Source organism: Paenibacillus arenilitoris (genome assembly GCF_014705655.1).
GTDB lineage: Bacteria > Bacillota > Bacilli > Paenibacillales > Paenibacillaceae > Pristimantibacillus > Pristimantibacillus arenilitoris.
This window is the reverse complement of sequence record NZ_JACXIY010000016.1, coordinates 161,823-183,777: the sequence shown is the minus strand read 5'-3', so window position 1 is coordinate 183,777 and position 21,955 is coordinate 161,823. Positions and strand designations below refer to the sequence as shown.

The following is a 21,955-nucleotide window of genomic DNA, read 5'->3' as shown; positions in this document are numbered from 1 at the left end:
CCTTGCGGCGCAGGCGATTTCGGCCATCGGCGCGCGCATCGATAGGCTTGAAGTCTTTACGAAACGGGACAACTTGAATTAAAATAGCTTGAAGATGCGGAAACGTGACTACAGATTGGGGGACGCTCATGTCTGAGCAATTGGATTTATTCGCGAATACCGCGGCCGCAGACCGAAATTACGAGGCCGATGATATACAAGTACTGGAAGGCTTGACGGCCGTGCGCAAGCGGCCGGGCATGTACATAGGGAGCACAAGCAGCTCGGGGCTGCATCATCTCGTTTGGGAAATCGTCGATAACGCCGTCGACGAGCATCTCGCCAAATTTTGCACGGCGATCGACGTCACGCTGCACAAGAACGGAGCCGTTACGGTGCACGACAACGGACGGGGCATTCCGACAGGCATGCACAAAGCGGGCATCCCGACGCCGCAGGTCGTCTTCACGATGCTGCACGCCGGCGGCAAGTTCGGGGGCGGGGGCTATAAGAAATCGGGCGGCTTGCACGGGGTCGGCGCATCGGTGACGAACGCGCTGTCGGAGTGGCTCGAGGTCGAAATTTTCCGCGACGGCAAAATTCATAAGCAGCGCTTCGAATATTGGGTCGACGAGGCGGGCAAGGAGCATGTCGGAGAGCCCGTCCGCGGCCTAGAAGTGACTGGGACGACCAACCGCACCGGCACGAAGGTTACGTTCAAGCCAGACGGCCGCGTGTTTCAAAGCGGCACGTCGCTGAACTACGACACGCTAGCCGAGCGTCTGCAGGAAATCGCCTTCTTGAACTCCGGCCTTAAAGTGGCGATCAAGGACGACCGGAGCGGCAAATCGGACGTTTTCCATTATGACGGCGGAGCGAGGCAGTTCGTCCAGTTCTTGAACGAGGACAAGACCGTGCTGCACGACGTCGTCCATTTCGCAGGGGAGCGCGACGACATCGAGGTGGAGATCGCGCTTCAGTACAATGACGGGTACACGGAGACGATCGCGTCGTTCGTCAACGCGATTCCGACGCGCGGCGGCGGCACGCACGAGACGGGCTTCAAAACCGCCTATACGCGCGTCATGAACGAATATGCCCGCAAGAGCGCGATGCTGAAGGAAAAGGACAAAAACCTCGAGGGCAACGATTTGCGAGAAGGCATGATGGTCGTCATCAACATTAAGATGGCCGAGGTGGAGTTCGTCGGGCAGACGAAGGATCAGCTTGGCAGCGCCTCTGCCCGGAGCGCCGTGGACGCGATCGTATCCGACAAAATGCAGGTGTTTCTCGAGGAAAATCCGCAGGTCGCCCAAATGCTGCTCAAAAAAGCGCTGCAGGCGTCCAAGGCGCGCGAAGCGGCGCGCAAGGCGCGCGAGGAAATCCGCAGCGGCAAGAAGAGGAGCGAGAGCTCGAACCTGAACGGCAAGCTGACGCCGGCGCAATCGAAGGACTACACGAGGACGGAGCTGTTCATCGTCGAAGGGGATTCCGCCGGCGGTTCGGCGAAGCAGGGCCGGGATTCGAAGTACCAGGCGCTTCTTCCCCTCAAGGGCAAGCCGATGAATCCGGAGAAGGCGAAGCTTATCGATATTTTGAAAAACGACGAGTACAAGGCGATCATCTCCGCGATCGGTGCCGGCGTCGGCTCCGAATTTTCCGCGGAGGAATGCAACTATAATAAGATCATTATTATGACGGACGCGGACACGGACGGCGCCCATATCCAGGTGCTTCTGCTCACCTTCTTCTACCGGTACATGAAGCCGCTTATCGATCAGGGACGCGTCTATATCGCGCAGCCGCCGCTCTACAAGATCACGCGCAAATCGGGCAAGCTGGAGACGGTCAGGTACGCCTGGACGGACGAGCAGCTGCAAAATTATTTGAAGGAATTCGGCAAAAACTACGAGCTGCAGCGGTACAAAGGTCTCGGCGAGATGAACCCCGAGCAGCTGTGGGAGACGACGATGGATCCGGAGAAGCGGACGCTGCTTCAGGTGCAGATCGAGGACGCGGCCAAGGCGGAACGCAGAGTGTCGACGCTGATGGGCGACAAAGTCGATCCGCGGAAGCGCTGGATCGTCGAAAACGTCGATTTTATGGAATACGAGGAGTAGGGGGATAACGCATGAGTATGCTGGAACAGTTTTTGCCGGCGTTTCTCGAGGAGGTCGTCGGCGACCGCTTCGGACGCTATTCGAAGTACATCATTCAGGACCGTGCGATTCCCGACGTCCGCGACGGCTTAAAGCCCGTTCAGCGCCGCATCCTGTACGCGATGTACGATTCGGGCAACACGCCGGACAAGCAGTACCGGAAATCGGCGAAGACGGTCGGGGACGTCATGGGCAACTACCATCCGCACGGGGACGCCTCGATCTACGAGGGCATGGTCCGCATGGCGCAGCCTTGGAAGATGGGCCATCCGCTGATCGACGGCCACGGCAACTGGGGGTCGCAGGACGACGATCCGGCAGCCGCGATGCGGTATACGGAAGCGCGCCTGTCGCCGATCGCGATGGAGCTTCTGCGCGACATCGACAAGCGGACGGTGCTGTTCAAGGACAATTTCGACAATACGACGAAGGAGCCGGTCGTGCTTCCGTCCCGGTACCCGAACCTGCTCGTGAACGGGACCAGCGGCATCTCGGCCGGCTTTGCCACGGAAATTCCGCCGCATAACCTGCGCGAAGTGATCGACGCCTGCATCGCGCTCATGGGACGGCCGGATCTATCGCTCGAAGAGCTGATGGCGCATGTGAAGGGACCGGATTTTCCGACCGGCGGCATCATCATGGGCGAAGATGGCATTCGGGAAGCCTACTCCACCGGCAAGGGACGCATCTACTTGCGCGCCAAAACCGCGATCGAGGATTTGCGCGGCGGCAAGACGCAGCTGGTCGTGACGGAAATTCCGTACCAGGTCGTCAAGTCGCGGCTCGTGACGGCCATCGAGAACATTCGGCTCGAGAAGAAGGTCGAGGGCATTGCCGAAGTACGGGACGAGAGCGGGCGCAACGGCCTTAGAATCGTCGTCGAATTCAAGAAAGACGCCGATGCGCAAGGGATATTGGCCTATTTGCTGAAGAAAACCGATTTGCAGGTGACCTATAACTTCAACATGGTCGCGATCGTTAACAAGACGCCGATGCAGCTTGGCCTGAAGCAAATGCTGTCGGCGTATATCGATCATCAGAAGGAAGTCGTAACCTTCCGGACGAAATACGAGCTGGAGAAGGCGGAGGACCGGGCGCATGTGGTCGAAGGACTCGTCAAGGCGCTGAACATTCTCGACGAGGTGATCGCCACGATCAAAGCCTCCAAAAACCGCGCCGACGCGCAGGACAACCTGATTGCGAAGTTCGGATTCTCCGCGCGGCAAGCGGATGCGATCCTGACGCTTCAGCTGTACCGGCTGACGAACTTGGAAATTACGACGCTCGAAAAGGAATTGAAGGAAACGCTGAAGAAGATCGCCCACTTGAAGTCGATTCTGGAGAGCGAGAAAAAGCTGCTGAGCGTCATCAAGGACGAGCTGTTCGAAATTCGCGACAAATACGGCATCGACCGCCGGTCCGATCTGCGCGGGGAGATCGAGGAGCTGAAGGTGAATCTGGAGGTGCTGGTCACGCCGGAGGACGTCCTGGTGACGTTCAGTCAAGACGGCTACGTCAAGCGGACAAGCATGCTTTCGTTCACGCGATCGGGCGGCGAGGTGGAGAGCGCGGGCGTGAAGGAAGGCGATTTCATCCGCGAGCTGCTCGAAGTGAACACGATCGACAATTTGCTGCTGTTCACGCGCAAGGGGCAATATTACTTGCTGCCGGTACACCAGATACCGGAGTTCAAGTGGAAGGATACCGGGACGGCCATCGTGAACGTCGTGCCGCTTCCGAAGGATGATTCAATCGTAAGCGTCATTCCGGTGAAGGACCTGAACGCGCAGGCCGCTTCCCTTGTGTTCGTGACGAGGCGGGGGCAGGTCAAGCGGACGGAGCTTAAGGAATACGCGACGACAAGATCGACCGCCGTCGCCGCCTGCAAAGTGTCGGAAGGAGACGAAATCATCCGCGTCGCGCTCAGCGACGGCGCGAAGCAGATCATGCTCGTCTCCAAGCAGGGAATGAGCATCCGGTTCGCCGAATCCGAGGTGAATGCGATGGGCAGGGTGGCCACCGGCGTCAGAGGCATGCAGCTGAAGGATGGAGACGAGCTCGTCGCGGCGGAATGGGTAGCGGACGACGAAGGGGAGCTGCTGGTCATCTCCGATATCGGATACGCGAAGCGCTCGCTGCTGCTCGATTATCCGATCCAGGGCAGAGGCGGAAAAGGGGTTCAGACGTTCGAGTTCAAGGAAGGCAAATGGGTCAGATCGAACGGCGATTCGCTCGTTGCCGCCTACTACTGCAAAGATGCAAGGGAGATTATAGCGGTTACGGCTTCCGGGGCGAAGCATGCGGCAAGTTCGGAGAAGGCGCCCATCGAAGACCGCAAATCGGTCGGAAAGCAGCTGTTCCCGGTCGAGAAGAACGACGTCATTGCCGATACGCTCGCCAAGTCCGAGGTCGACATTAATCAAAAGGCCGATTAGGCGGATCCAAGCGTTCGATGACTTCGACCAACGCTTCAAGCACGACCCACAATGGCACCAGCTCATCCGGCCGGTCCAGCCATTGCGGGTCTTTTATTATGCCGTAACGCTTAATTTTTTGCATAATTTCCGCTTGTCTCTCGTTCATCGTCGCACGCTCCTTACGCGATCCCGCATAAATAGACACCAAACCGGGCCTTCGCCACATTGTATGTCTAACGCTGTCAGAATGTTCGCGAATGTATCGATTAATCTCGCAAATTATTAATTGTATTAACCTTTTATTCGACATTGAACCTTGCTATAATTAGGGTTAAATAGGTAAATGACGACAGAGAGCGGGTGTGAGGTATGGTAACCGAAGATTTTGCCCGATTGTGGACGAAGCTTTCGCGGGATTGGAAGAATAACCTGGAACAATCGCTGGCTCCTTTGACGGAAGGGCAGCTGAACGTTCTTGAGCTGCTGCTGCAGCACCAGCCGATGAAACCGTCGGATCTGCTTCAATATTTGGCGACGACGCCGGCGGCGATCACGACGCTGCTCGATCGGATGGAGCGCAACGAGCTGATCGTGCGCAGCAGGGACGACAACGACAGAAGGATCGTATGGGTATCGGTATCCGAGAAGGGCAAGGCGGAAGCGGAACGCGGTTCGGCGATCCGGACCGAAATGATCGAGATGTCGCTGGACCGCATTTCCTCCCACAACCAGCAGCTGCTGGTGTACTTGCTTGGCAAAGTGGCCAATGCGTAAGGGACGGGGCTAAGACTGCCCCCGTCACTTCATGGACTCGAGCCGATTGCGCAATAAATCGAAGTTTTTTTGCAGACTCGCGTAGTCGGCTTGCGATAACATCGTATCGCTCTTGGCGGCGATCGTATCTTCGATAGGCAGCACGCGATAGCGGAAGGCATGATCCGGCTTATAGCGATGCACCCACGTCGGGATCGATTCGATTTCGGTGAAAGCGATCGTGCCGTCCGACATGTTCTTGCGAACGCCCACTTTGAAGATCACTCCGTAATCCTTCGTATCGCCCCTCTGGTTCGAGATGAAATTTCCCATCGAATAAATGATAAGTCCTTCTCTTGTCCGGCCGTTCCCGTCGGTCGCCTCGACGACCTCGTAAGGCTGTACGACATGCGGGTGCGAACCCGCGATAATGTCCGCGCCCGATGCAATGAGCGAGCGGGCAAGCCTCTTCTGCTCTTCGCTTGGCGTCGTCTGGTATTCGGTGCCGAAGTGGAGGGAGACGGTAATGAAATCGGCGCCGGCTTGCCGGAGCTTCGCGATGTCGTTCTTTATCTTCTGCTCGTCGATCAGGTTAACGAGATACGGCTTGCCTTCCGGAATCGGGATGCCGTTCGTGCCGTACGTATAAGCCAGCAGGCCCATCACGATGCCGTTCTTCTCCACGAGCAGCAGCTTGTCGGCTTCTTCCCGCGACACGGCGGTGCCGACGGACGGCAGGCCGAGCGCTTTCAAATTCGCCAGCGTCCCGAGAACGCCGCTCTCCCCTTGGTCGAGCGAATGGTTGTTCGCGTTCGTGATAAGGTTGAAGCCGGCCGTCTTCAGCGCTTCCGCCAGCTCGGCCGGCGCATTGAAGAGCGGATAGCCGCTGTAACCGAATTCCGCGCCGGCGATCGGCGTCTCCAAGTTCGCGATGACCCAGTCGCCTTGCTCGAGAATCGGCTTCACTTCGGCAAAAAACGGATCGAAATTATAGCGGTTGTTCGCTTTGTCGAAGGAGCCGGGCAGCTGCGGCTTGTGCATCATGACGTCGCCGACCGCCATCCATACGGCATCCGCGAATACCGGCTCCGGCGCCTTGGTCGGCGTTGCGGCCGCGCTCGGCGACGGAGAAGGGGGCGGCACGGACGCATTCGCGTTCTCCGAGGCGTCCGGTTTTCCTCCTCCGTCATCGTTGCCGCTTCCCGCTTGGCAGGAGGGCAGGACGAGTATAAGGATCAAGCCAATCAAGCTTAGCAGCAATAGAACGGCTTGAAATTGGCGTTGCCTGCTGCTTCGCATTAGCGATCCACCTCTCCCCGTGTTTCGATGGCCGGCATGGCCGACGCCGCTTCGAGCTGCCCGGGCGACCACCAGCCCCAAGCGCCGGACGTGTCCGGGACGGAGCGGAAGCTCATCGACTCTTTGCTCACCGGGTGAGGGACCGTCACGGAAGTCGACCATAACGCGATGTCGGCCATTCCGCTTGCCTTGCTTGCGCCGTATTTGAGATCCCCGACGAGCGGGCAGCCGATATGCGCCATTTGCGCTCTTATTTGATGAGGCCTTCCGGTATGGAGCCGAACGGCTACCAGCGAATGGCGGCCGGATGCCGCCGCGACTTCGTATTCGAGTACCGCCTCCTTCGCTTCGGGAGCGGGCTTGTCGTATACCGTCACAACGTTCAGCTTGCCGTCCTTGCGGATAAAATTCGTCAGCCGGGCCGATGGCTTGGCAGGGACGCCTTGCACGACGCAAACGTAGGTTTTGCCGAAGCTGCGGCTACGAACCGCTTCGGACAGCCGCGATGCCGCCTTCGACGTTTTGGCGAACAGCATAACGCCGCCCACGGTACGGTCCAGGCGATGAACAAGGCCGAGAAACACGTTGCCGGGCTTGTCGTACCTTTCCTTCAAATCCTGCTTCAGCAGCGTCAGCATATCCGGATCGCCGGTTTCGTCCTCCTGGGACAAGACGCCCGGCGGCTTGACGACGGCAAGCAGGTGATTATCCTCGTACAAAATCGGGATTGGCATCACTTCGACTCCCATCGTCCCAAAATGCCGCACGGGAGGTTCAGGCCGGACCTCGTTATCGGCAGTCCGATCTCGCCGCAGTTGATCTCCCCGCCGTACTTCGCGTGCATCGTCAGATGAAGCAAATTGTGAAGCACCGAAGGGGATAGGCCGGTCGTGTACGAGTTGATGAGCAGGAACAACGGATTGTCGGACAGAATCGTCGTGCAGGTTTGCAGGAACGGGAACAGATTTTCCTCGAGCTTCCACGTCTCGCCGCTCGGTCCGCGCCCGTAGGAAGGCGGATCCATAATGATGGCGTCGTATTGCTTGCCCCGTCGCTGCTCGCGCTGCACGAACTTGAACACATCGTCGGTAATGTACCGGATCGGCGCCGATTCGAGCCCGGACAACTGTGCGTTCTCCTTCGCCCATTGGACCATGCCCTTGGCGGCGTCCACGTGGCACACTTCGGCGCCTGCCTTCGCGGCCGCGACGGTGGCGCCGCCCGAGTAGGCGAACAGGTTCAATACGCGGATCGGCCTGCCGGCCGACCGGATTTTGTCCATCATCCAGCTCCAGTTCACCGCTTGTTCCGGAAACAGGCCCGTATGCTTGAAGTTCGTCGGTTTAATATGAAAGTTCAGCTCGCCGTAAGCGATGGTCCAGCGCTCCGGGAGCGACGGGCTCATCTCCCACTTGCCGCCGCCCGAGCTGCTCCGGTGGTAATGGCCGTCCGCCTTCTTCCAAAGTCCGGTCTCTTCCGCGATCGGCCAAATAATTTGCGGGTCCGGACGGCGGAGCGTATAGTTGCCCCAGCGTTCGAGTTTGTCTCCGTCCCCCGTATCGATAACTTCGTAATCGACCCATTTATCCGCTATGTACATGTTTCTCTTTACCCTTTCTTGACTCTTTTTTTATAATACGAATGTAAACGGCCGATGCTGCGCGCGAACCGCCAGCCGCATCTTGCGAAGCTCGGTAATGTACTCGATAATTATATCGAAGCTGTTACAATGAAGCAATGAAACGAAGCAATGGGGGATGGTATTTATTCGGAAGCAGCTGGTTGTATGGATGATCGTATTATTGGCAAGCGTCTTTTTGTTTGCCGTGCTGACGGCAAACGTTCAGGAGCAGGGCGGAAGCGCCTTTGACCGGAACGCGCAGGCGTTCGCCGCGACGTGGAAGAGCGAAGGGATGACCGCTTTGTTCAGGCTCATCTCCCATCTCGGTTCGACGGCGGCAATTGCGTGCATAACGCTCGTCTCGGCCCTGCTTGCCGGCTGGAGGTTCGGCTGGCTTCGCGGTGCTTCGATCGTGGCGGGAGTGGCGGCGGCATACGGGCTTAATACATGGCTCAAAATAAGCTTTGACCGCGCGAGACCGGATGCGGCATGGGGGATCGAAGCGGACGGAGCGAGCTTCCCGAGCGGCAGCGCGATGCTGGCCATGGCGATGTTCGGGCTGATCGCCTTGACGGTGCTGCAAGCTAGCCGCATCGGCCGCGGCGCGAAGGCGGCGACGGCCGTCGTCAGCGTAGTCCTGATCGCGCTGGTGGGGCTCAGCCGCATCTATTTCCATGTCCATTACCTGTCGGACATTCTCGCCGGCTATGCGGCCGGCATCGGCGTCATCAGCCTCGCGATGCTCGCCGTTCATGCGGCGCACAACAAGTAAAGGAGCTGTCAAACGATGTTGAACTATGAATGCGAATGCGGGAACACGACGAAATTGTTCGCGACGGGAGACCGCGACGAGCAGGGAAGGGAATACGTCGAAATCGAGGACGACGACCGTCTCGCGATCGTAATCGGCGAGCGAAGCGTACTGTTCCGCTGTTCCTTCTGCGGCTATACATACAGGCTGGACCAAATCTAGCGGCGGAACGTATTTTTTTGGACGGGATATTGAAAACATCCTTCGTACGGAGTATGATAAACGTACGTCAAGTTGTAAGTACAAGTAAACGTTAGTCATGCGATATTATGTTCGATATGTACGTACAAGTGTGGCGAACGCTTACGATGCGGTTACGCATCTCCACAACGCGAAGGAGGAGTTTGACTTGTTGCAAGTTAAGCCTTATCAATTTTGGTTCGTTACCGGAAGCCAGCATTTGTACGGTCCGGAGACGCTAGAAGAAGTCGCGCAGCATTCCCGCGTGATCGCCGCGTCCTTGAATGACGATTCCGTCATTCCGTTCGAAGTCGTATTTAAACCTGTCGTGACAACTCCGGAAGAAATTTTCAAGCTTTGCCTGGAGGCGAAGGCGGATGAAAGCTGCGCGGGCATCATCACTTGGATGCATACGTTCTCGCCGGCCAAGATGTGGATCCACGGCCTGTCCGAGCTGCGGAAGCCGCTGCTGCACCTGCACACGCAGTTTAACCGCGACATTCCATGGAGCGAGATCGACATGGATTTCATGAACACGAACCAGTCGGCCCACGGAGACCGGGAATACGGGCATATTTTCGCAAGATTGGGCCTCGAGCGCAAAGTGGTGACCGGCCATTGGGAAGACGGCGATACCCGGTCCCGCATCGCTGGCTGGATGGGCACGGCGGTCGCCTTCAACGAAGGCCGCCATCTGAAGGTTGCCCGCTTCGGCGACAACATGCGCCAAGTCGCCGTCACGGAAGGCGACAAGGTCGAAGCGCAAATCAAATTCGGCTGGTCGGTCAACGGGTACGGCATCGGCGATCTCGTCGCCCGCATGAACGAGGTTTCGGAGGCTGACGTGAAGCGGCTGCTGGACGAGTACGGCGAATTGTACGACATTTCGGCGGAAACCCGCGGCAACGCCGCAGCATGGGCTTCGATCGGCGAGCAGGCCCGCATCGAAATCGCGCTGAAGGCCTTCCTGCAGGAAGGCGGCTTCACGGCGTTCACGACGACGTTCGAGGATTTGCACGGCATGAAGCAGCTGCCCGGGCTTGCCGTGCAGCGCTTGATGGAACAGGGCTACGGCTTCGGCGGCGAAGGCGACTGGAAGACGTCGGCGCTGACGCGGATGATGAAGCTGATCGCGGGCAACAAGGGCACGTCCTTCATGGAGGACTACACGTACCATCTCGAGCCGGGCAACGAGCTTGTACTCGGATCCCATATGCTGGAGATCTGCCCGACGATCGCGGATAACCGTCCGAGGATCGAAGTCCATCCGCTCGGCATCGGCGGCAAAGCCGATCCGGCGCGGTTCGTGTTCGATGGCCGGACCGCTCCGGCATTGAACGCGTCGCTCGTCGATATCGGAAGCCGCTTCCGCCTGATCATTAACGAAGTGGACGCGGTCAAGCCTTCGCACGACATGCCGAAGCTGCCGGTGGCGCGCGTGTTGTGGAAGCCGCAGCCGTCGCTTCGCGACGGAGCGGAGAGCTGGATTTACGCGGGCGGCGCCCATCATACGGTATTCTCCTACGTCGTCACGACGGAGCAGCTCGTCGATTGGGCGGAGCTCGTCGGCATCGAAGCCGTCGTCATCGACAAGGATACGACCGTGCGCGGCCTGAAGAACGAGCTTCGCTGGAACGATTTAAGCTATCGCCTTCGCTAAACGAAATGTAAAAAGACCGCTTACGGCTACGGCTGGAGCGGTCTTTTACGTTGTCCGGAAGTATGATGCGTTGTCATTTTGGCCAAGCGGCGGTTCATATAATGGGGATCGAGTACCTTTAAGAGAGGAGACGACCTTCCGTGAATGACCAGGTGCGCTATTGGAAGCCGTACGTCAGTCCGTTAGATCCATGTCCGCCCATCCGAGTCAAGAGCTTCAGCACGCCGCCGCAATTGTTCATTCCCTTTCAGCCTCCCAACCTGCCGCAATTTACGCCGTTCGAAGCGTTGAAATACGGCACGTTATGGCCCGCATTATACAGCCCTTACGGCGGCCCCAAACAATTCAGGCAAGAAGAAGGTGAAACCTGATGCAAAAAACGGTTGACGAAAATTATTACAAGCTGCTGCATGAGCTTCAAGCCGTCGATTTCGTGTTAGTCGAGCTCAACCTGTATTTGGATACCCACCCCGGGGACGCGAACGCCATTCAACAATACAATCACTATTCCCAAATAAGGCACCAGATCGCGCATAAATACGAGTCCCAGTACGGCCCCTTGAAAAATTTCGGGCAAAGCTATGCCGGCACGCCTTTCAACTGGATCGACGCGCCGTGGCCTTGGCAGGTCTAAAGCGAGCATAAGGAGGAGGTTTGAGGGAATGTGGGTGTATGAGAAGAAGCTCCAATATCCTGTTCGCGTAAGCAAATGCGATCCGATGATGGCGAAATTTTTGCTCGAACAGTATGGCGGGGCGGACGGAGAGCTGGCGGCGGCTCTCCGGTACTTAAACCAGCGGTACTCGATTCCGGATAAAGTCATCGGTCTGCTGACGGATATCGGCACCGAGGAATTTGCCCACCTGGAAATGATCGCGACGATGGTATACAAGCTGACGAAGGACGCGACGCCCGACCAATTAAGGGCGGCTGGACTCGGGGATCATTACGTCGCGCACGACAACGCCTTGTTCTATCAGAACGCTTCGGGCGTGCCTTGGACCGCCGCTTACATTCAAGCGAAGGGCGACCCGATCGCCGACCTGTACGAGGACATTGCCGCCGAGGAGAAGGCGAGAGCGACGTACCAATGGCTGATCGACATTACGGACGACGTCGACTTGCAGGACGGCCTGAAATATTTGCGCGAGCGCGAAATCGTGCATTCGCTGCGATTCCGCGAAGCGGTGGAAATTTTGAAGGAGAAGCGGGACGAGAAGAAATATTACTGAAAGAGAAACTGACGCCCTAACGGAGCAGGCGTCAGTTTTTTTCATTTTCTCCCCGTCGGCTTGACTCGGGAACTAATTCAAACCGCTCGTTTTGCCGCCATGCCCGCCAGAGAGGTCGACCGCCTGTCCCGTCCCCGGCTCCGGCACTCGCATGAGAATGACGATGCCAATGATGAAAAGAATAACGAGGCTGAATACGCCCATGCTCGTACGGCCGGTGAGCTGCGCGGTTAAGCCGACGAGAAGAGGGCCCAGAATCGAAGCGAACTTGTCGAAAATATTGTAAAACCCGAAAAACCGGTTCGCGTTCTCCTTCGGCACAATCCTCGCGAAATAAGCCCGGCTCAGCGCCTGGATGCCGCCTTGCGAGGTGGCGACCAGCATCGCAAGCACCCAGAAGTCGAACGCCGACTTCATGAAATACGCGTAGATGCAAACGACGATATAGACGCAGATGCCGACGTACAGCATCGTTTTGCCCGAGTACCGGTCCGCCAGCCGCCCGTACAAGATCGCGAACGGGGCGGCGACGACTTGCGTGACGAACAGGATGATAAGCAGGTCGGTCGATTCGATGCCGAGATCGGTCCCGTAGGCGGTGGACATCGAAATGATCGTCCCGACGCCGTCGATGTAGAAAAAATAAGCGAGCAGGAAAAGGAATATCGTGCGATGCCGCTTGATCTGCTTCAAGGTTTCGAAGAGGCGCTTGAAGCTGCCGGCGACGATGCGGGGCTCGCGGTTCAAGTAATGCTTCTGGCGAACGTTGCGGAGCATGGGCAAGGTGAAGACGCCCCACCAGATGGCCGTAAGGAAGAACGCGATTTGGCTCGCCGCCGTAACGGTAATCGGCAGAACCTCCTGCTGGGCAAGTAGTATGATCGCGATGCTGATGATAAAAGGAATGGTGCTCCCGATATAACCGATCGCAAATCCGCGGGCAGACACCTTGTTCATTCTCTCGTCGTCGGTGACGTCCACGAGGAAGGCGTCGTAGAACACGTTGGAGCCCGCCGAGCCGATCGCGATGAACATATAACAGATGAGCAGCAGCTCCCAATTGCCGCCTGGAATGAACGCGAGCAGCCCGGTGGCGACGACGCCGAGCAGGCTGAAGCCGGCGAAAAAGGTTTTTTTGATTCCTTGGTAATCGGCAATCGTGCCCAGAATCGGGCCTAGCAGGGCAAGAATAAACGTCGAAATCGCAATCGCGTAGCCCAGGTATGCCGTGGAATTCGCGGCGCTGACGCCGGCGTTCTCGGCCGCCGCTTTGTAGAAGAGAGGGAAGACGGCCGTCGAAATGACGATGGAGTAGGCGGAATGGCCCCAGTCGTACCACATCCAGCTTTTTTCTTCCTTCGAAAATGACCTCATGCGCATGGCCTCCTGAATGAACCGAATGTTTCTATTGTATAAGAAATGAGCGCTACCGGGCGCAAAGTACAAAAAATTAACAAAACGCAGGGTTCGCCCGGATGCCGAGCCGAAAAGATTTTTATTGACGGGTCGATCGATATCCTATAGGATTACTTGTAATATATATATATCCACTACATAAGGAGAGACCAGAATGAACAACAAGAAACTCCGCACGCTGTTCGCCTCGATCATGGCGACCGTCATTGTCGCGACAGGCTGCGGACAAGCAAAAGACGGCGGCTCGAACGGAGGCAACGCCAACTCCAACGCCGAGCCCGCTGCCCAAACGATTGAAAATCTTCCGGCGGCGATCGCCGAGAAGGATGAAATTAAACTAATGGTCATCCGCAAAATCGGCGGCGACGACCATACGGCTCAGTTTCTTGCCGGCGCGAAGCAGGAAGGCGAGGCGCTCGGCTTCAAGGTCGACACGTTCTCCGCGAACGGCGACACGGCGAAATTCCACGACGCCATCGCCCAAGCGACGGACGGCGGTTACGACGGCGTCGTCATCTCGCACGGCGACGACCCGGCGACGGTCGAAGACGTTCAGAAGCTGACGGACAAAGGCATTCCGGTCGTCGCGTTCGATTCGGTCGGCGAGTTGACGGGCATTGAAGGCGTGACCTTGACCTCGCAGGACGACGAGGCTCTGGCGCAGTATGCGCTCGATCAGCTCGTGAAGGAGAAGGGCGATCAAGCGAAGATCGTCTACCTGTGGGTGGACGGGTTCCCGCCGATGGTGCGCCGCAACAAGGTGTATCAAGACACGCTTGCGAAGTATCCGGGCATTAAGGAAGTCGAGCGCTTCGGCGTCGCAAGCGAGAACACGTCGGTCGAAACGCAGAACGCGGTCGCCGCGATGCTGACCAAGCATCCGAAAGGCGAGATCGACGCGATCTTCGCGACATGGGACGCCTTCGCGATCGGAGCGGCCAGGGCGCTGATCGAAGCGGGCCGCACCGAAATCAAAATTTACGGCATCGACGTATCGAACGCCGACCTGCAAGTCATGCAGGAAGAGAACAGCCCGTGGGCGTCTACCGCGGCCGTCGATCCGAAGATGATCGGCGCGGTGAACGTAAGGCTGCTCGCGAAGAAGATCGCCGGCGAAGAAACGCCATCCACTTACAATCTGGAAGCCGCGCTCATTGATCAGGAGACGCTGAAGAAGTCGAGCGAGCCTGTCAATATGGTAAGCTTGGCCGACATCGTTCCGGGCTGGGGCACGACGGACGCCTTCGAGGAAGACTGGATGAAGGCATTGAAGGAAGCAAACGGCAAATAAGCCGCAAATTTTTTGATTATTAGGCGCGCCCTTATCCTCAGCGGTAAGGGCGCTCTATTCGGTATGGAAAGGATGGTGGGTCTGTTGACGGACTCGAAGGCAAGCTGGCTGGACATGAAACGGATATCGATCTCCTTTCCCGGCGTGAAGGCGCTGACCGAGGTCGACTTCCGCGCCGTCGCCGGCAGGGCGCATGCGCTCATCGGCGCGAACGGCGCCGGCAAATCGACGCTGATGAAGGTGCTGGCCGGTGCGTACGACCATTATTCGGGCCGTATTGCCATCGACGGAGAGGAAGTCCGGATCCGTTCGCCGAAGGACGCGAAGGATAACGGCATTCAGGTCGTGTATCAGGAAGTCGACACCGCCTTGATTCCTTATTTGTCGGTCGGCGAGAACATTATGATGGAGCGGACCGTGCACGGCATGGGCGGGCGACAGTTGATTCGCTGGGGCGAGCTGCACATGGAGGCGCAAGCGATTCTTGACCGGATTGGCGTTAAAGTTCCGACGAAGAAGCTCGTGCAGCAATTGACGCTCGCCGAGAAGCAGATGGTGCTGATCGCGCGTTCCGTCTCGATGAAATGCCGTTTCCTCGTGCTGGACGAGCCGACCGCGCCGCTCAGCCGGACGGAGACGGAACGATTATTCGCGCTGGTCCGGCTTCTCAAGTCGGAGGGCGTCGGCATTATCTTTATTTCGCACCGGCTTCCCGAGCTGTACGAGATTTGCGACGACATCACGATCATGAGGGACGGCCGGCTCGTCCTCCGGGACGAGATCGCCCGCCTCGAGCAGCATCAGATCGCCTTTCATATGCTCGGCGCGAAGCTGGACGGGCAGTACCCGCATGTCGGCCGGACGGCCGGCGAAATCGGGTTCGAAGCCAGGAACGTGCGGGACGGCGATAAAGTGAAGCATGCCGATTTGTATATCCGCAAAGGAGAAATCGTCGGACTCGCCGGGCTGGTAGGCGCGGGCAAGACGGAGCTGTGCCGGGCTCTGTTCGGGGCAAGCCCGAATGCGTCGGGCGAGCTTTATTTGGAGGGCAAAGCGCTGACCGTCCGCTCTCCGTACGAAGCCGTCCGAGGCGGGCTTGCGCTCGTGCCGGAGGAACGCCGCCGCGAAGGCGTATTCGTTGAGGAATCGGTTACGGTTAATTTGACCGCCGCAAGCCTCGCCGACTACGCGAAAGGGGGAGCATGGCTTAGCGCCAAGCTGGAAAAAGGCGCGGCGGCCGAGCTTATCCGCAGTCTCGGAATCAAGACGCCTTCGGGACAGTCCAAGGTAAAAAACTTGTCCGGCGGCAACCAGCAGAAAGTCGCGATCGGGAAATGGCTGCTCGTGGACGCGGACGTCTATATGTTCGACGAACCGACCAAAGGGGTGGACGTCGGGGCGAAGCGGGACATCTACGAGCTGGTAGCCCAGCTTGCCGCGAGAGGCAAATGCGTTCTTTACGCTTCCAGCGAGTTGTCGGAGATCATGGGGATTAGCGACCGGCTTTACGTCATGTACGACGGACGGATCGTGAAGGAGCTCGACACCCGGGATACGAACGAGGAAGAGATTTTGCTATACAGTACAGGAGGCTCGCCATCATGAATGCTGCCGATTCGGTTCGGGAGAAGAACGACTTTCGCCTTTTTCAAATGTTATACAAATACGGGACGCTGATTACGATTTTGCTGCTTATCGTCGTATTCGGCGCCTTAAACGACAATTTCCTGAGCGGGACGAACATCGTCAATATATTGCGCTCCATCTCAATCGTCACCATTATCGCGATCGGCCTTACGGTTTCGTTATCCGTCGGGGGATTCGATCTTTCGGTCGGCTCGGTCGCCTCGCTGGCCAACGCGCTGGTCATTTCGATGTACGTATGGCATGGCCAAAGCTTCGGGCTTGGCATTGCGGTCACGATCGCTTTCTGCCTGATCGTCGGGCTGGTTAACGCCTTTCTCGTCATTAATTTCAAAATCCAGGACATGCTGATGACGCTCGCGACGATGTTCGTGTTTCAGGGCGTGGCGCTTACCTATACGAGAGGGGCGACCATCTCCCAGAACATGATTATGCCGAGCGGGGACTTCGCGACGGGAGAAATTCCGAAGCTGTTCGCCAAGCTGGGGCAAGTGCCCTGGATCATCGTCATTATGCTGGTCATCGTTGCGGCGGTACATCTGTTCCTCACTTATACGAAGCATGGACGCTACATGTACATGATCGGCGGCAACCAAGAGGCGGCGAAGCTGTCGGGCATCGCGGTCGGCAGATACCGGCTGATCGCCTACCTCGTCTCGGCGCTGTTCGCGGCGATCGGCGGCATCGTGCTCGGGGCCCGCGTCATGAACGCCGAGGTGAACGCCGGCGGGCCGTATTTGATGGATGCGGTGGCGGCCGCTTTTATCGGCTATTCCGTCTTCGGCGCGGGCAAGCCGAACGCGTTCGGCACGTTCGCGGGCGCGGTGCTGATCGGCCTTTTGTCCAACGGCCTTATTATGCTCTCCGTGCCTTATTACGCGATGGATATCGTGAAAGGCTCCGTGCTTGCGCTGGCGCTGGCCATTACGTATTACAAGAGAACCCATTAACCTGACCGCTCTATTGGCTGTCTCCGAGGCTTTACGTCTCCGGGGCAGCCCATTTTTTTTGCTCCGGCAGGCAATCGGATGGTCCAGGAACGGCATCCGACCAAAGTCTGAATTGAAATCCAACCGAGGCGCGAGTACGTCTATTCGATCCTATGGCACAATAACGGTATACGGGATTATTCATAGGGGATGAAGACATGAAGGCGCGGCAAAAAAACGGAAAAAACCGCCTGACGGCCGCAGACGGTTTTTCCTTCCTAATGTCGGATCAATAGCAATAATATTTTTCCCACAGCTTGTAGGAATCGTATTTGTTGTCGTCCCACCAACAAATGTCATCCCACCAGTCATCTTTGTCCCACCAGTCGTCCTTATCCCACCAGTCATCGTTGTCGAACCAGTCCCACCAGTCGTTCTTGTCTTTGTTTTTATCGTTTTTGTTCTTGCTCGACTGATTCGAATGGCTGTTGTAGCCGCCGTAATCGTTATTGTTGCCGTAGCTGCTGGCGGAAGCGCCGAAAATCGAAAAAAAGTTCGAGAAGAAGCCGTTCTTGCCGTCCGACGATTTGCCGGATGATGCGTATGCGGAAGCAGGGATGATACATACATTGAGCAATACAAATAGGCAAAGTATCTTACTCCATTTGGACACGACATCTCACCCCCCAACTTCAAATGAGAACATAATGTTCGCTATAAAGAATTTTATTACAATTACGAAAATTTGTAAACGAGGAAATTGCGACGAATGGCGCATGTACGCGCCAATCGGACCTATAAGTTTATTCGACCAATCGGGTACAGGAGTGGGGATTCAAGATGAAAAAATTAGGAAAAGCAGCGTTGCGATCCGTTTGGATGGCTTGGGAGAGGGGGTTCGGGTGGATTTCGCGCGTGCGCAGTATCCACACGACCCGCTTCGGCATATGCACCGTGTTTATTAAAAGGCACGCCGGTCCCAGCATTATTTGCGAAGACGCGACCATGATCCGCAAGGGCGATTGGGTGGGAGAGCTCCATCTTCACAACGCATCCGTCCTGGAATTGCTGCAGACCGGCGGCGCGGACCGGACCGCGCTCAAGACGGCCCGGCTTGCCCGACAGTCGCTGGAGGAGATCAGCGAAGCGTTCGAGCGGCTGCCCGAGTTCAAGCAAGTGAAAGCGCTGATCGGCGTTACGCTGCTGCACCGAGGTTTGACGCATGGGCTTGGCTTCGAGCAGCATAAAATGAGATCGAGAGGCTTGGAGTGGCTTACGACCAAATATTTGAGATTGCTGCTGACCGTGCTTCATCCGGAAGGAAGCCGGCGGATGGGAAAGCGCGCCGAGAAGCTGGTTCCGATGATGCTGATCCATACGCGGGACTCGCTGACGAAGCGGTTTTCATTAAACCGGAATGCCGGGATTCCAAGCGATGCAAGCGCGGCGGCGGCAAGCTACCATTAATCGCGAACGGCGATGCGAAGAGGTGGACGGGCATGAAACCTTGTCAAAAAAATAAAATATTGATTCTTTCCGGCGCCCTGGGCGAAGGGCATGCGCAAGCCGCCAAAGCGCTTTATGAAGCTTCGGGCCTGTATGCGCCGGACGCCGAGGCGGAAGTGATCGATTTTATGAAGTGGACGCATCCTTATTTGGCCGGGTTCGGAGCGTTCTGTTATTTAACCTGGATCAAAAGCTTCCCGTCCATGTACGGCTATTTATTTCAAAAGACGCGAGCGGACAATCCGTATTCGCTGTTTCTGAAGCGGATGCAGCTGTTCAACCTGGAAAAGCTTCGAAAGCTGCTGCAGCAAGTAAATCCGACGGTCGTCGTTCATACGTTTCCTTCCTCGGCCGCGGCCATGTCCTTGCTAAAAGCGCATGGACTGTCCGATCTGCCCAGCGTCACGGTCATTACGGATCATACGGACCACAGCTACTGGATTCATGAACATACCGACCACTATTTGGTCAGCTCCGAGCATGTGCGGCAGCTGCTGCTCCGAAGAAGCGTGCCGGATCGTCAAATTACAGTGACGGGCATCCCCGTCCGCGACGCCTTCAGCCGTTCCCACGGGAGGAACGAGCTTCGCGACAAATACGGGATCGGCCGCTCCGAGTTCGTCGTACTCGTCATGGGCGGGGGACTCGGCATGATCGACGGCGATCTGGCGGATTGGCTGCGATCGCGCGAGCTTCCTGCCGATATGCGCTTCCTTGTCATATGCGGACGCAACGGGAGGCTGGAGCAAAAGCTTAGGGAGAAGCTGGCCGGAGGCCAGGCGAACGTCACGGTCGCGGGCTTCGTCGAGCACATCGATGAGCTCATGGCGCTCTCGGATCTCGTCCTGACCAAGCCGGGCGGTCTGACGACTTCGGAAGCGCTGGCCATGGAACTGCCGATGCTTCTCTTAAGACCGCTCCCCGGACAGGAGCAGGATAATGCCGCTTATTTGGTCCGTCAGGGCGTCGCGCTCGAAGCGGGCGAATCCGACTCGCTTCGAGCGCGGCTTATGACGCTGTATCATAATGACCAGCTGCTCGCGTCCATGAAGGAAAGAGCTAGACAGTGCGCCAAGAAGCAGTCCGCCCGAAGCGCGTTAATGAAAATCAGGGAAGTGGAGCATAAACCCGTTCATCGTATGGCGGAAGTGCCTCTCCACGCCTAATTTCATCGTGCTGAAAAAAATTATCGAGCCTCGCCTCCCCGTATAGGAGTCGGGGCTTGTTTGGTTCGATCGCCGTTCCTGCGGCGGTTGCGGACGGTAGAACCGATTCGCGGACTTAATCTTTACACGCAAAAAAAAGGAGTTGCGTTCGTCTTCATCGAAATGGTCAATAACACTTTCAAGGAGCTAATAATCATGGATGAACTACAGTTTCTAGTGACGCTTCGAAACAATAGGGATCAGATTATTCGGAATTGGCTGAACGAATTTCTTGAAAACGGGTTGGAAATATACGAAATGAAAAGTTTTTTGCAGGAAGCGAACAGTTATTTTACGTTCATGCTGGACATCGGCGTGCCGTTTGACGAGCATGAGCACGTAAGGGGCGTGCCCGGCTATTATAAAAAATTGTTCGAGAATAAAATTTCCAGCAGCGATCTGCTGCACAGCAACCATATTTGGCGCAATACGCTGATGCAGTTTATCGAAGAGCAAATGCAGGATAACCGGATTCCGATGAACGCCGTAAGAAAAATCAATCATCGGCTCGACCAATTCGAACGATACGTATTCGATTACTATAACGAGTGCACGAACCGCTTGCTTGCGGATCAGGAAAGCACCATATCGGAGCTGCACGAGGCCCGCATGACCATCATCGGGAAGATGGCCGCCAGCATGGCTCACGAAATCCGAAATCCGTTAACGTCCGTCCTCGGCTTTATCAAGATGATTCGCCACCAAATTTCCGAGCGATCGTACGATAAGCTCACTCCTTATTTGGATATTATCGAAATCGAATTTCAAAACATCCAAATGCATATTACCGGATTTTTAAGCTTTTCCAAAAAGGACGTCATCGAGGAGCCGGTCGTCGAGGTTTCGTCGAATTCCGTCATCGATACCGTCATATCCTTGATTCATCCCCGGATCATCGACGAAAATATCGAGCTCGATCTCGATTCCATTCAGGATACGAAATTACATATCCAAAAAATTGCCATTCAACAGGTTTTGTCCAATATATTGATCAACAGCATCGACGCGATGTATCTGGTGGAGGGCGTTCGTAAAATCCGGGTGTCGAGCCGGCTGGAAGGGGATTCGTATTTGATCGCGGTAACGAACAACGGCCCCGAGATCCCTTATGCTTTGCGGGATTCCTTGTTCACGCCGTTCGTTACGAGCAAGAAGGAGGGGACGGGGCTTGGCCTTGCCATCAGCAAGCAGATCATGAACCGGAACCAGGGGGACATCACGTTTACTTCGAACCCGAACGAAACCACCTTCGTCATGAAGTTTCAGCCCGTCCCAAGCCTCGTGAATATGAAGAAATGACCGTTTCCGGCGGCAAAAAACAAGAAGCATTCCGGATTCGAAATGCTTCCTGCTCATTAATCTGCGGGCACCGTTATGAATAGACGGTCTCGCCGTTATCGTAATTGAACTGCCAGTTGATGCCGAACTTGTCGGTCAGCATGCCGTAGCATTTGCTCCAGAACGTTTCTTGAAGCTCCATGCCGATTGTGCCGCCGTCGCTCAGTTTGTTGAACCATGACTTGATGTTTTCGAGATTCGTGTCGACGATCGCCAAGCTGACGTTGTTGCCTTCGACGAACGGCATGACCGGGAACACGTCGGAGAACATCACGTTGCTGCCGCTGATCGATAGTCTGGCGTGCATGACGAGCGGCTTCGCCTCTTCCGGAAGCACGAAATTCGGATCTGGGGGATTATCGCCGAACGTCATGATTTTCGGTTGTTCGGTACCGAATACTTGAGCATAGTACTGTACGGCTTCGCGGCAATTTCCGTTAAAATTAAGATACACATCGACTGACACAGCATTCGCTCCTTTGTTAAGGGTTGTCAAACATGGTTAACGTACAATC

22 protein-coding genes are annotated in these 21,955 nt (G+C 56.5%); 15 read left to right on the top strand and 7 right to left on the bottom strand.

Going from position 1 to position 21,955, the window contains the following annotated elements:
• The first annotated feature begins 128 nt into the window (after positions 1 to 128).
• Together parE and gyrA are read left to right on the top strand one after the other, a co-directional pair.
• Positions 129 to 2,099, top strand: a complete 1,971-nt coding sequence (gene parE, locus IDH41_RS14965) for a DNA topoisomerase IV subunit B (RefSeq protein ID WP_190862337.1) — start codon at positions 129 to 131, stop codon at positions 2,097 to 2,099.
• A gap of 11 nt (positions 2,100 to 2,110) precedes the next feature.
• A complete protein-coding gene (gene gyrA / locus IDH41_RS14960) occupies positions 2,111 to 4,573 on the top strand; it encodes a DNA gyrase subunit A (RefSeq protein WP_190862335.1) in 2,463 nt (820 codons plus the stop codon).
• Here gyrA and IDH41_RS14955 read toward each other — a convergent pair.
• Positions 4,554 to 4,721 (bottom strand): hypothetical protein, encoded by a 168-nt coding sequence (locus IDH41_RS14955; protein ID WP_190862333.1) that lies wholly within the window; start codon positions 4,719 to 4,721, stop codon positions 4,554 to 4,556. The two genes, gyrA and IDH41_RS14955, sit on opposite strands and share 20 nt — an antisense overlap.
• Positions 4,722 to 4,924: 203 nt before the next feature.
• Between IDH41_RS14955 and IDH41_RS14950 the strand changes: the two genes are divergently transcribed.
• A complete protein-coding gene (locus IDH41_RS14950) occupies positions 4,925 to 5,329 on the top strand; it encodes a MarR family winged helix-turn-helix transcriptional regulator (RefSeq protein WP_190862332.1) in 405 nt (134 codons plus the stop codon).
• A gap of 24 nt (positions 5,330 to 5,353) precedes the next feature.
• On the opposite strand, the gene IDH41_RS14945 is transcribed toward IDH41_RS14950, so the two are convergent.
• The 3 genes from IDH41_RS14945 to IDH41_RS14935 are packed head-to-tail and all read right to left on the bottom strand — an operon-like array spanning position 5,354 to position 8,207.
• The gene (locus IDH41_RS14945; RefSeq protein ID WP_190862331.1) at positions 5,354 to 6,607 is read right to left on the bottom strand and encodes a CapA family protein; all 1,254 of its coding nucleotides are present in this window, start codon (positions 6,605 to 6,607) and stop codon (positions 5,354 to 5,356) included.
• A complete protein-coding gene (locus tag IDH41_RS14940; protein ID WP_223829739.1) occupies positions 6,607 to 7,341 on the bottom strand; it encodes an RluA family pseudouridine synthase in 735 nt (244 codons plus the stop codon). Before IDH41_RS14940 ends, IDH41_RS14945 begins: the two co-directional genes overlap by 1 nt.
• Positions 7,341 to 8,207 carry a class I SAM-dependent methyltransferase gene (locus IDH41_RS14935; RefSeq protein ID WP_190862329.1) on the bottom strand — a complete coding sequence of 289 codons (867 nt, stop codon included), beginning with the start codon at positions 8,205 to 8,207 and terminating at the stop codon, positions 7,341 to 7,343. Before IDH41_RS14935 ends, IDH41_RS14940 begins: the two co-directional genes overlap by 1 nt.
• A 157-nt stretch (positions 8,208 to 8,364) precedes the next feature.
• Here IDH41_RS14935 and IDH41_RS14930 point away from each other — a divergent pair, with 157 nt between their 5' ends.
• From IDH41_RS14930 to IDH41_RS14905, 6 genes are all read left to right on the top strand, one after another.
• Entirely contained in the window at positions 8,365 to 9,000 is a 636-nt protein-coding gene (locus IDH41_RS14930; RefSeq protein WP_190862328.1) for a phosphatase PAP2 family protein, read from the top strand.
• A gap of 15 nt (positions 9,001 to 9,015) precedes the next feature.
• Entirely contained in the window at positions 9,016 to 9,201 is a 186-nt protein-coding gene (locus IDH41_RS14925) for a hypothetical protein (protein WP_190862327.1), read from the top strand.
• Positions 9,202 to 9,388: 187 nt separating this feature from the next.
• Complete coding sequence (gene araA / locus IDH41_RS14920; RefSeq protein WP_190862325.1) at positions 9,389 to 10,879, top strand: L-arabinose isomerase; 1,491 nt, start codon at positions 9,389 to 9,391, stop codon at positions 10,877 to 10,879.
• Positions 10,880 to 11,019: 140 nt separating this feature from the next.
• Positions 11,020 to 11,250, top strand: a complete 231-nt coding sequence (locus IDH41_RS14915; RefSeq protein WP_190862324.1) for a spore coat associated protein CotJA — start codon at positions 11,020 to 11,022, stop codon at positions 11,248 to 11,250.
• Positions 11,250 to 11,513, top strand: coding sequence for a spore coat protein CotJB (locus tag IDH41_RS14910; protein WP_190862323.1), 264 nt, complete (start codon positions 11,250 to 11,252; stop codon positions 11,511 to 11,513). The genes IDH41_RS14915 and IDH41_RS14910 overlap by 1 nt, the downstream gene beginning before the upstream one ends.
• Before the next feature lie 28 nt (positions 11,514 to 11,541).
• The gene (locus IDH41_RS14905; protein ID WP_190862322.1) at positions 11,542 to 12,111 is read left to right on the top strand and encodes a manganese catalase family protein; all 570 of its coding nucleotides are present in this window, start codon (positions 11,542 to 11,544) and stop codon (positions 12,109 to 12,111) included.
• Positions 12,112 to 12,183: 72 nt separating this feature from the next.
• On the opposite strand, the gene IDH41_RS14900 is transcribed toward IDH41_RS14905, so the two are convergent.
• Complete coding sequence (locus IDH41_RS14900) at positions 12,184 to 13,485, bottom strand: MFS transporter (protein WP_190862321.1); 1,302 nt, start codon at positions 13,483 to 13,485, stop codon at positions 12,184 to 12,186.
• Positions 13,486 to 13,681: 196 nt separating this feature from the next.
• On the opposite strand from IDH41_RS14900, the gene IDH41_RS14895 reads away from it, so the two are divergent.
• The 3 genes from IDH41_RS14895 to IDH41_RS14885 all read left to right on the top strand — a co-directional run bounded on the left by IDH41_RS14895 (position 13,682) and on the right by IDH41_RS14885 (position 17,412).
• Positions 13,682 to 14,818, top strand: a complete 1,137-nt coding sequence (locus IDH41_RS14895) for a sugar ABC transporter substrate-binding protein (protein WP_190862320.1) — start codon at positions 13,682 to 13,684, stop codon at positions 14,816 to 14,818.
• A 114-nt stretch (positions 14,819 to 14,932) separates the two neighbouring features.
• Positions 14,933 to 16,423, top strand: coding sequence for a sugar ABC transporter ATP-binding protein (locus IDH41_RS14890; RefSeq protein ID WP_190862389.1), 1,491 nt, complete (start codon positions 14,933 to 14,935; stop codon positions 16,421 to 16,423).
• Positions 16,420 to 17,412: an ABC transporter permease gene (locus tag IDH41_RS14885; RefSeq protein WP_190862319.1), complete on the top strand. Its 993-nt coding sequence runs from the start codon at positions 16,420 to 16,422 to the stop codon at positions 17,410 to 17,412. Before IDH41_RS14890 ends, IDH41_RS14885 begins: the two co-directional genes overlap by 4 nt.
• Before the next feature lie 268 nt (positions 17,413 to 17,680).
• On the opposite strand, the gene IDH41_RS14880 is transcribed toward IDH41_RS14885, so the two are convergent.
• On the bottom strand, positions 17,681 to 18,064 hold the full coding sequence (locus IDH41_RS14880; RefSeq protein WP_190862317.1) for a hypothetical protein: 384 nt from the start codon (positions 18,062 to 18,064) through the stop codon (positions 17,681 to 17,683).
• Positions 18,065 to 18,231: 167 nt separating this feature from the next.
• On the opposite strand from IDH41_RS14880, the gene IDH41_RS14875 reads away from it, so the two are divergent.
• The 3 genes from IDH41_RS14875 (at position 18,232) to IDH41_RS14865 (ending at position 21,401) form a co-directional block, all read left to right on the top strand.
• Positions 18,232 to 18,858 carry a YkoP family protein gene (locus IDH41_RS14875; RefSeq protein WP_190862314.1) on the top strand — a complete coding sequence of 209 codons (627 nt, stop codon included), beginning with the start codon at positions 18,232 to 18,234 and terminating at the stop codon, positions 18,856 to 18,858.
• 32 nt (positions 18,859 to 18,890) lie between these two features.
• Positions 18,891 to 20,063 (top strand): MGDG synthase family glycosyltransferase, encoded by a 1,173-nt coding sequence (locus IDH41_RS14870; RefSeq protein WP_190862313.1) that lies wholly within the window; start codon positions 18,891 to 18,893, stop codon positions 20,061 to 20,063.
• A gap of 195 nt (positions 20,064 to 20,258) precedes the next feature.
• Complete coding sequence (locus IDH41_RS14865; RefSeq protein ID WP_190862311.1) at positions 20,259 to 21,401, top strand: sensor histidine kinase; 1,143 nt, start codon at positions 20,259 to 20,261, stop codon at positions 21,399 to 21,401.
• 73 nt (positions 21,402 to 21,474) lie between these two features.
• Here the strand turns inward: IDH41_RS14865 and IDH41_RS14860 are convergent, their stop codons facing one another.
• Positions 21,475 to 21,906: a VOC family protein gene (locus IDH41_RS14860; protein WP_190862309.1), complete on the bottom strand. Its 432-nt coding sequence runs from the start codon at positions 21,904 to 21,906 to the stop codon at positions 21,475 to 21,477.
• Between the last annotated feature and the right edge of the window lie 49 nt (positions 21,907 to 21,955).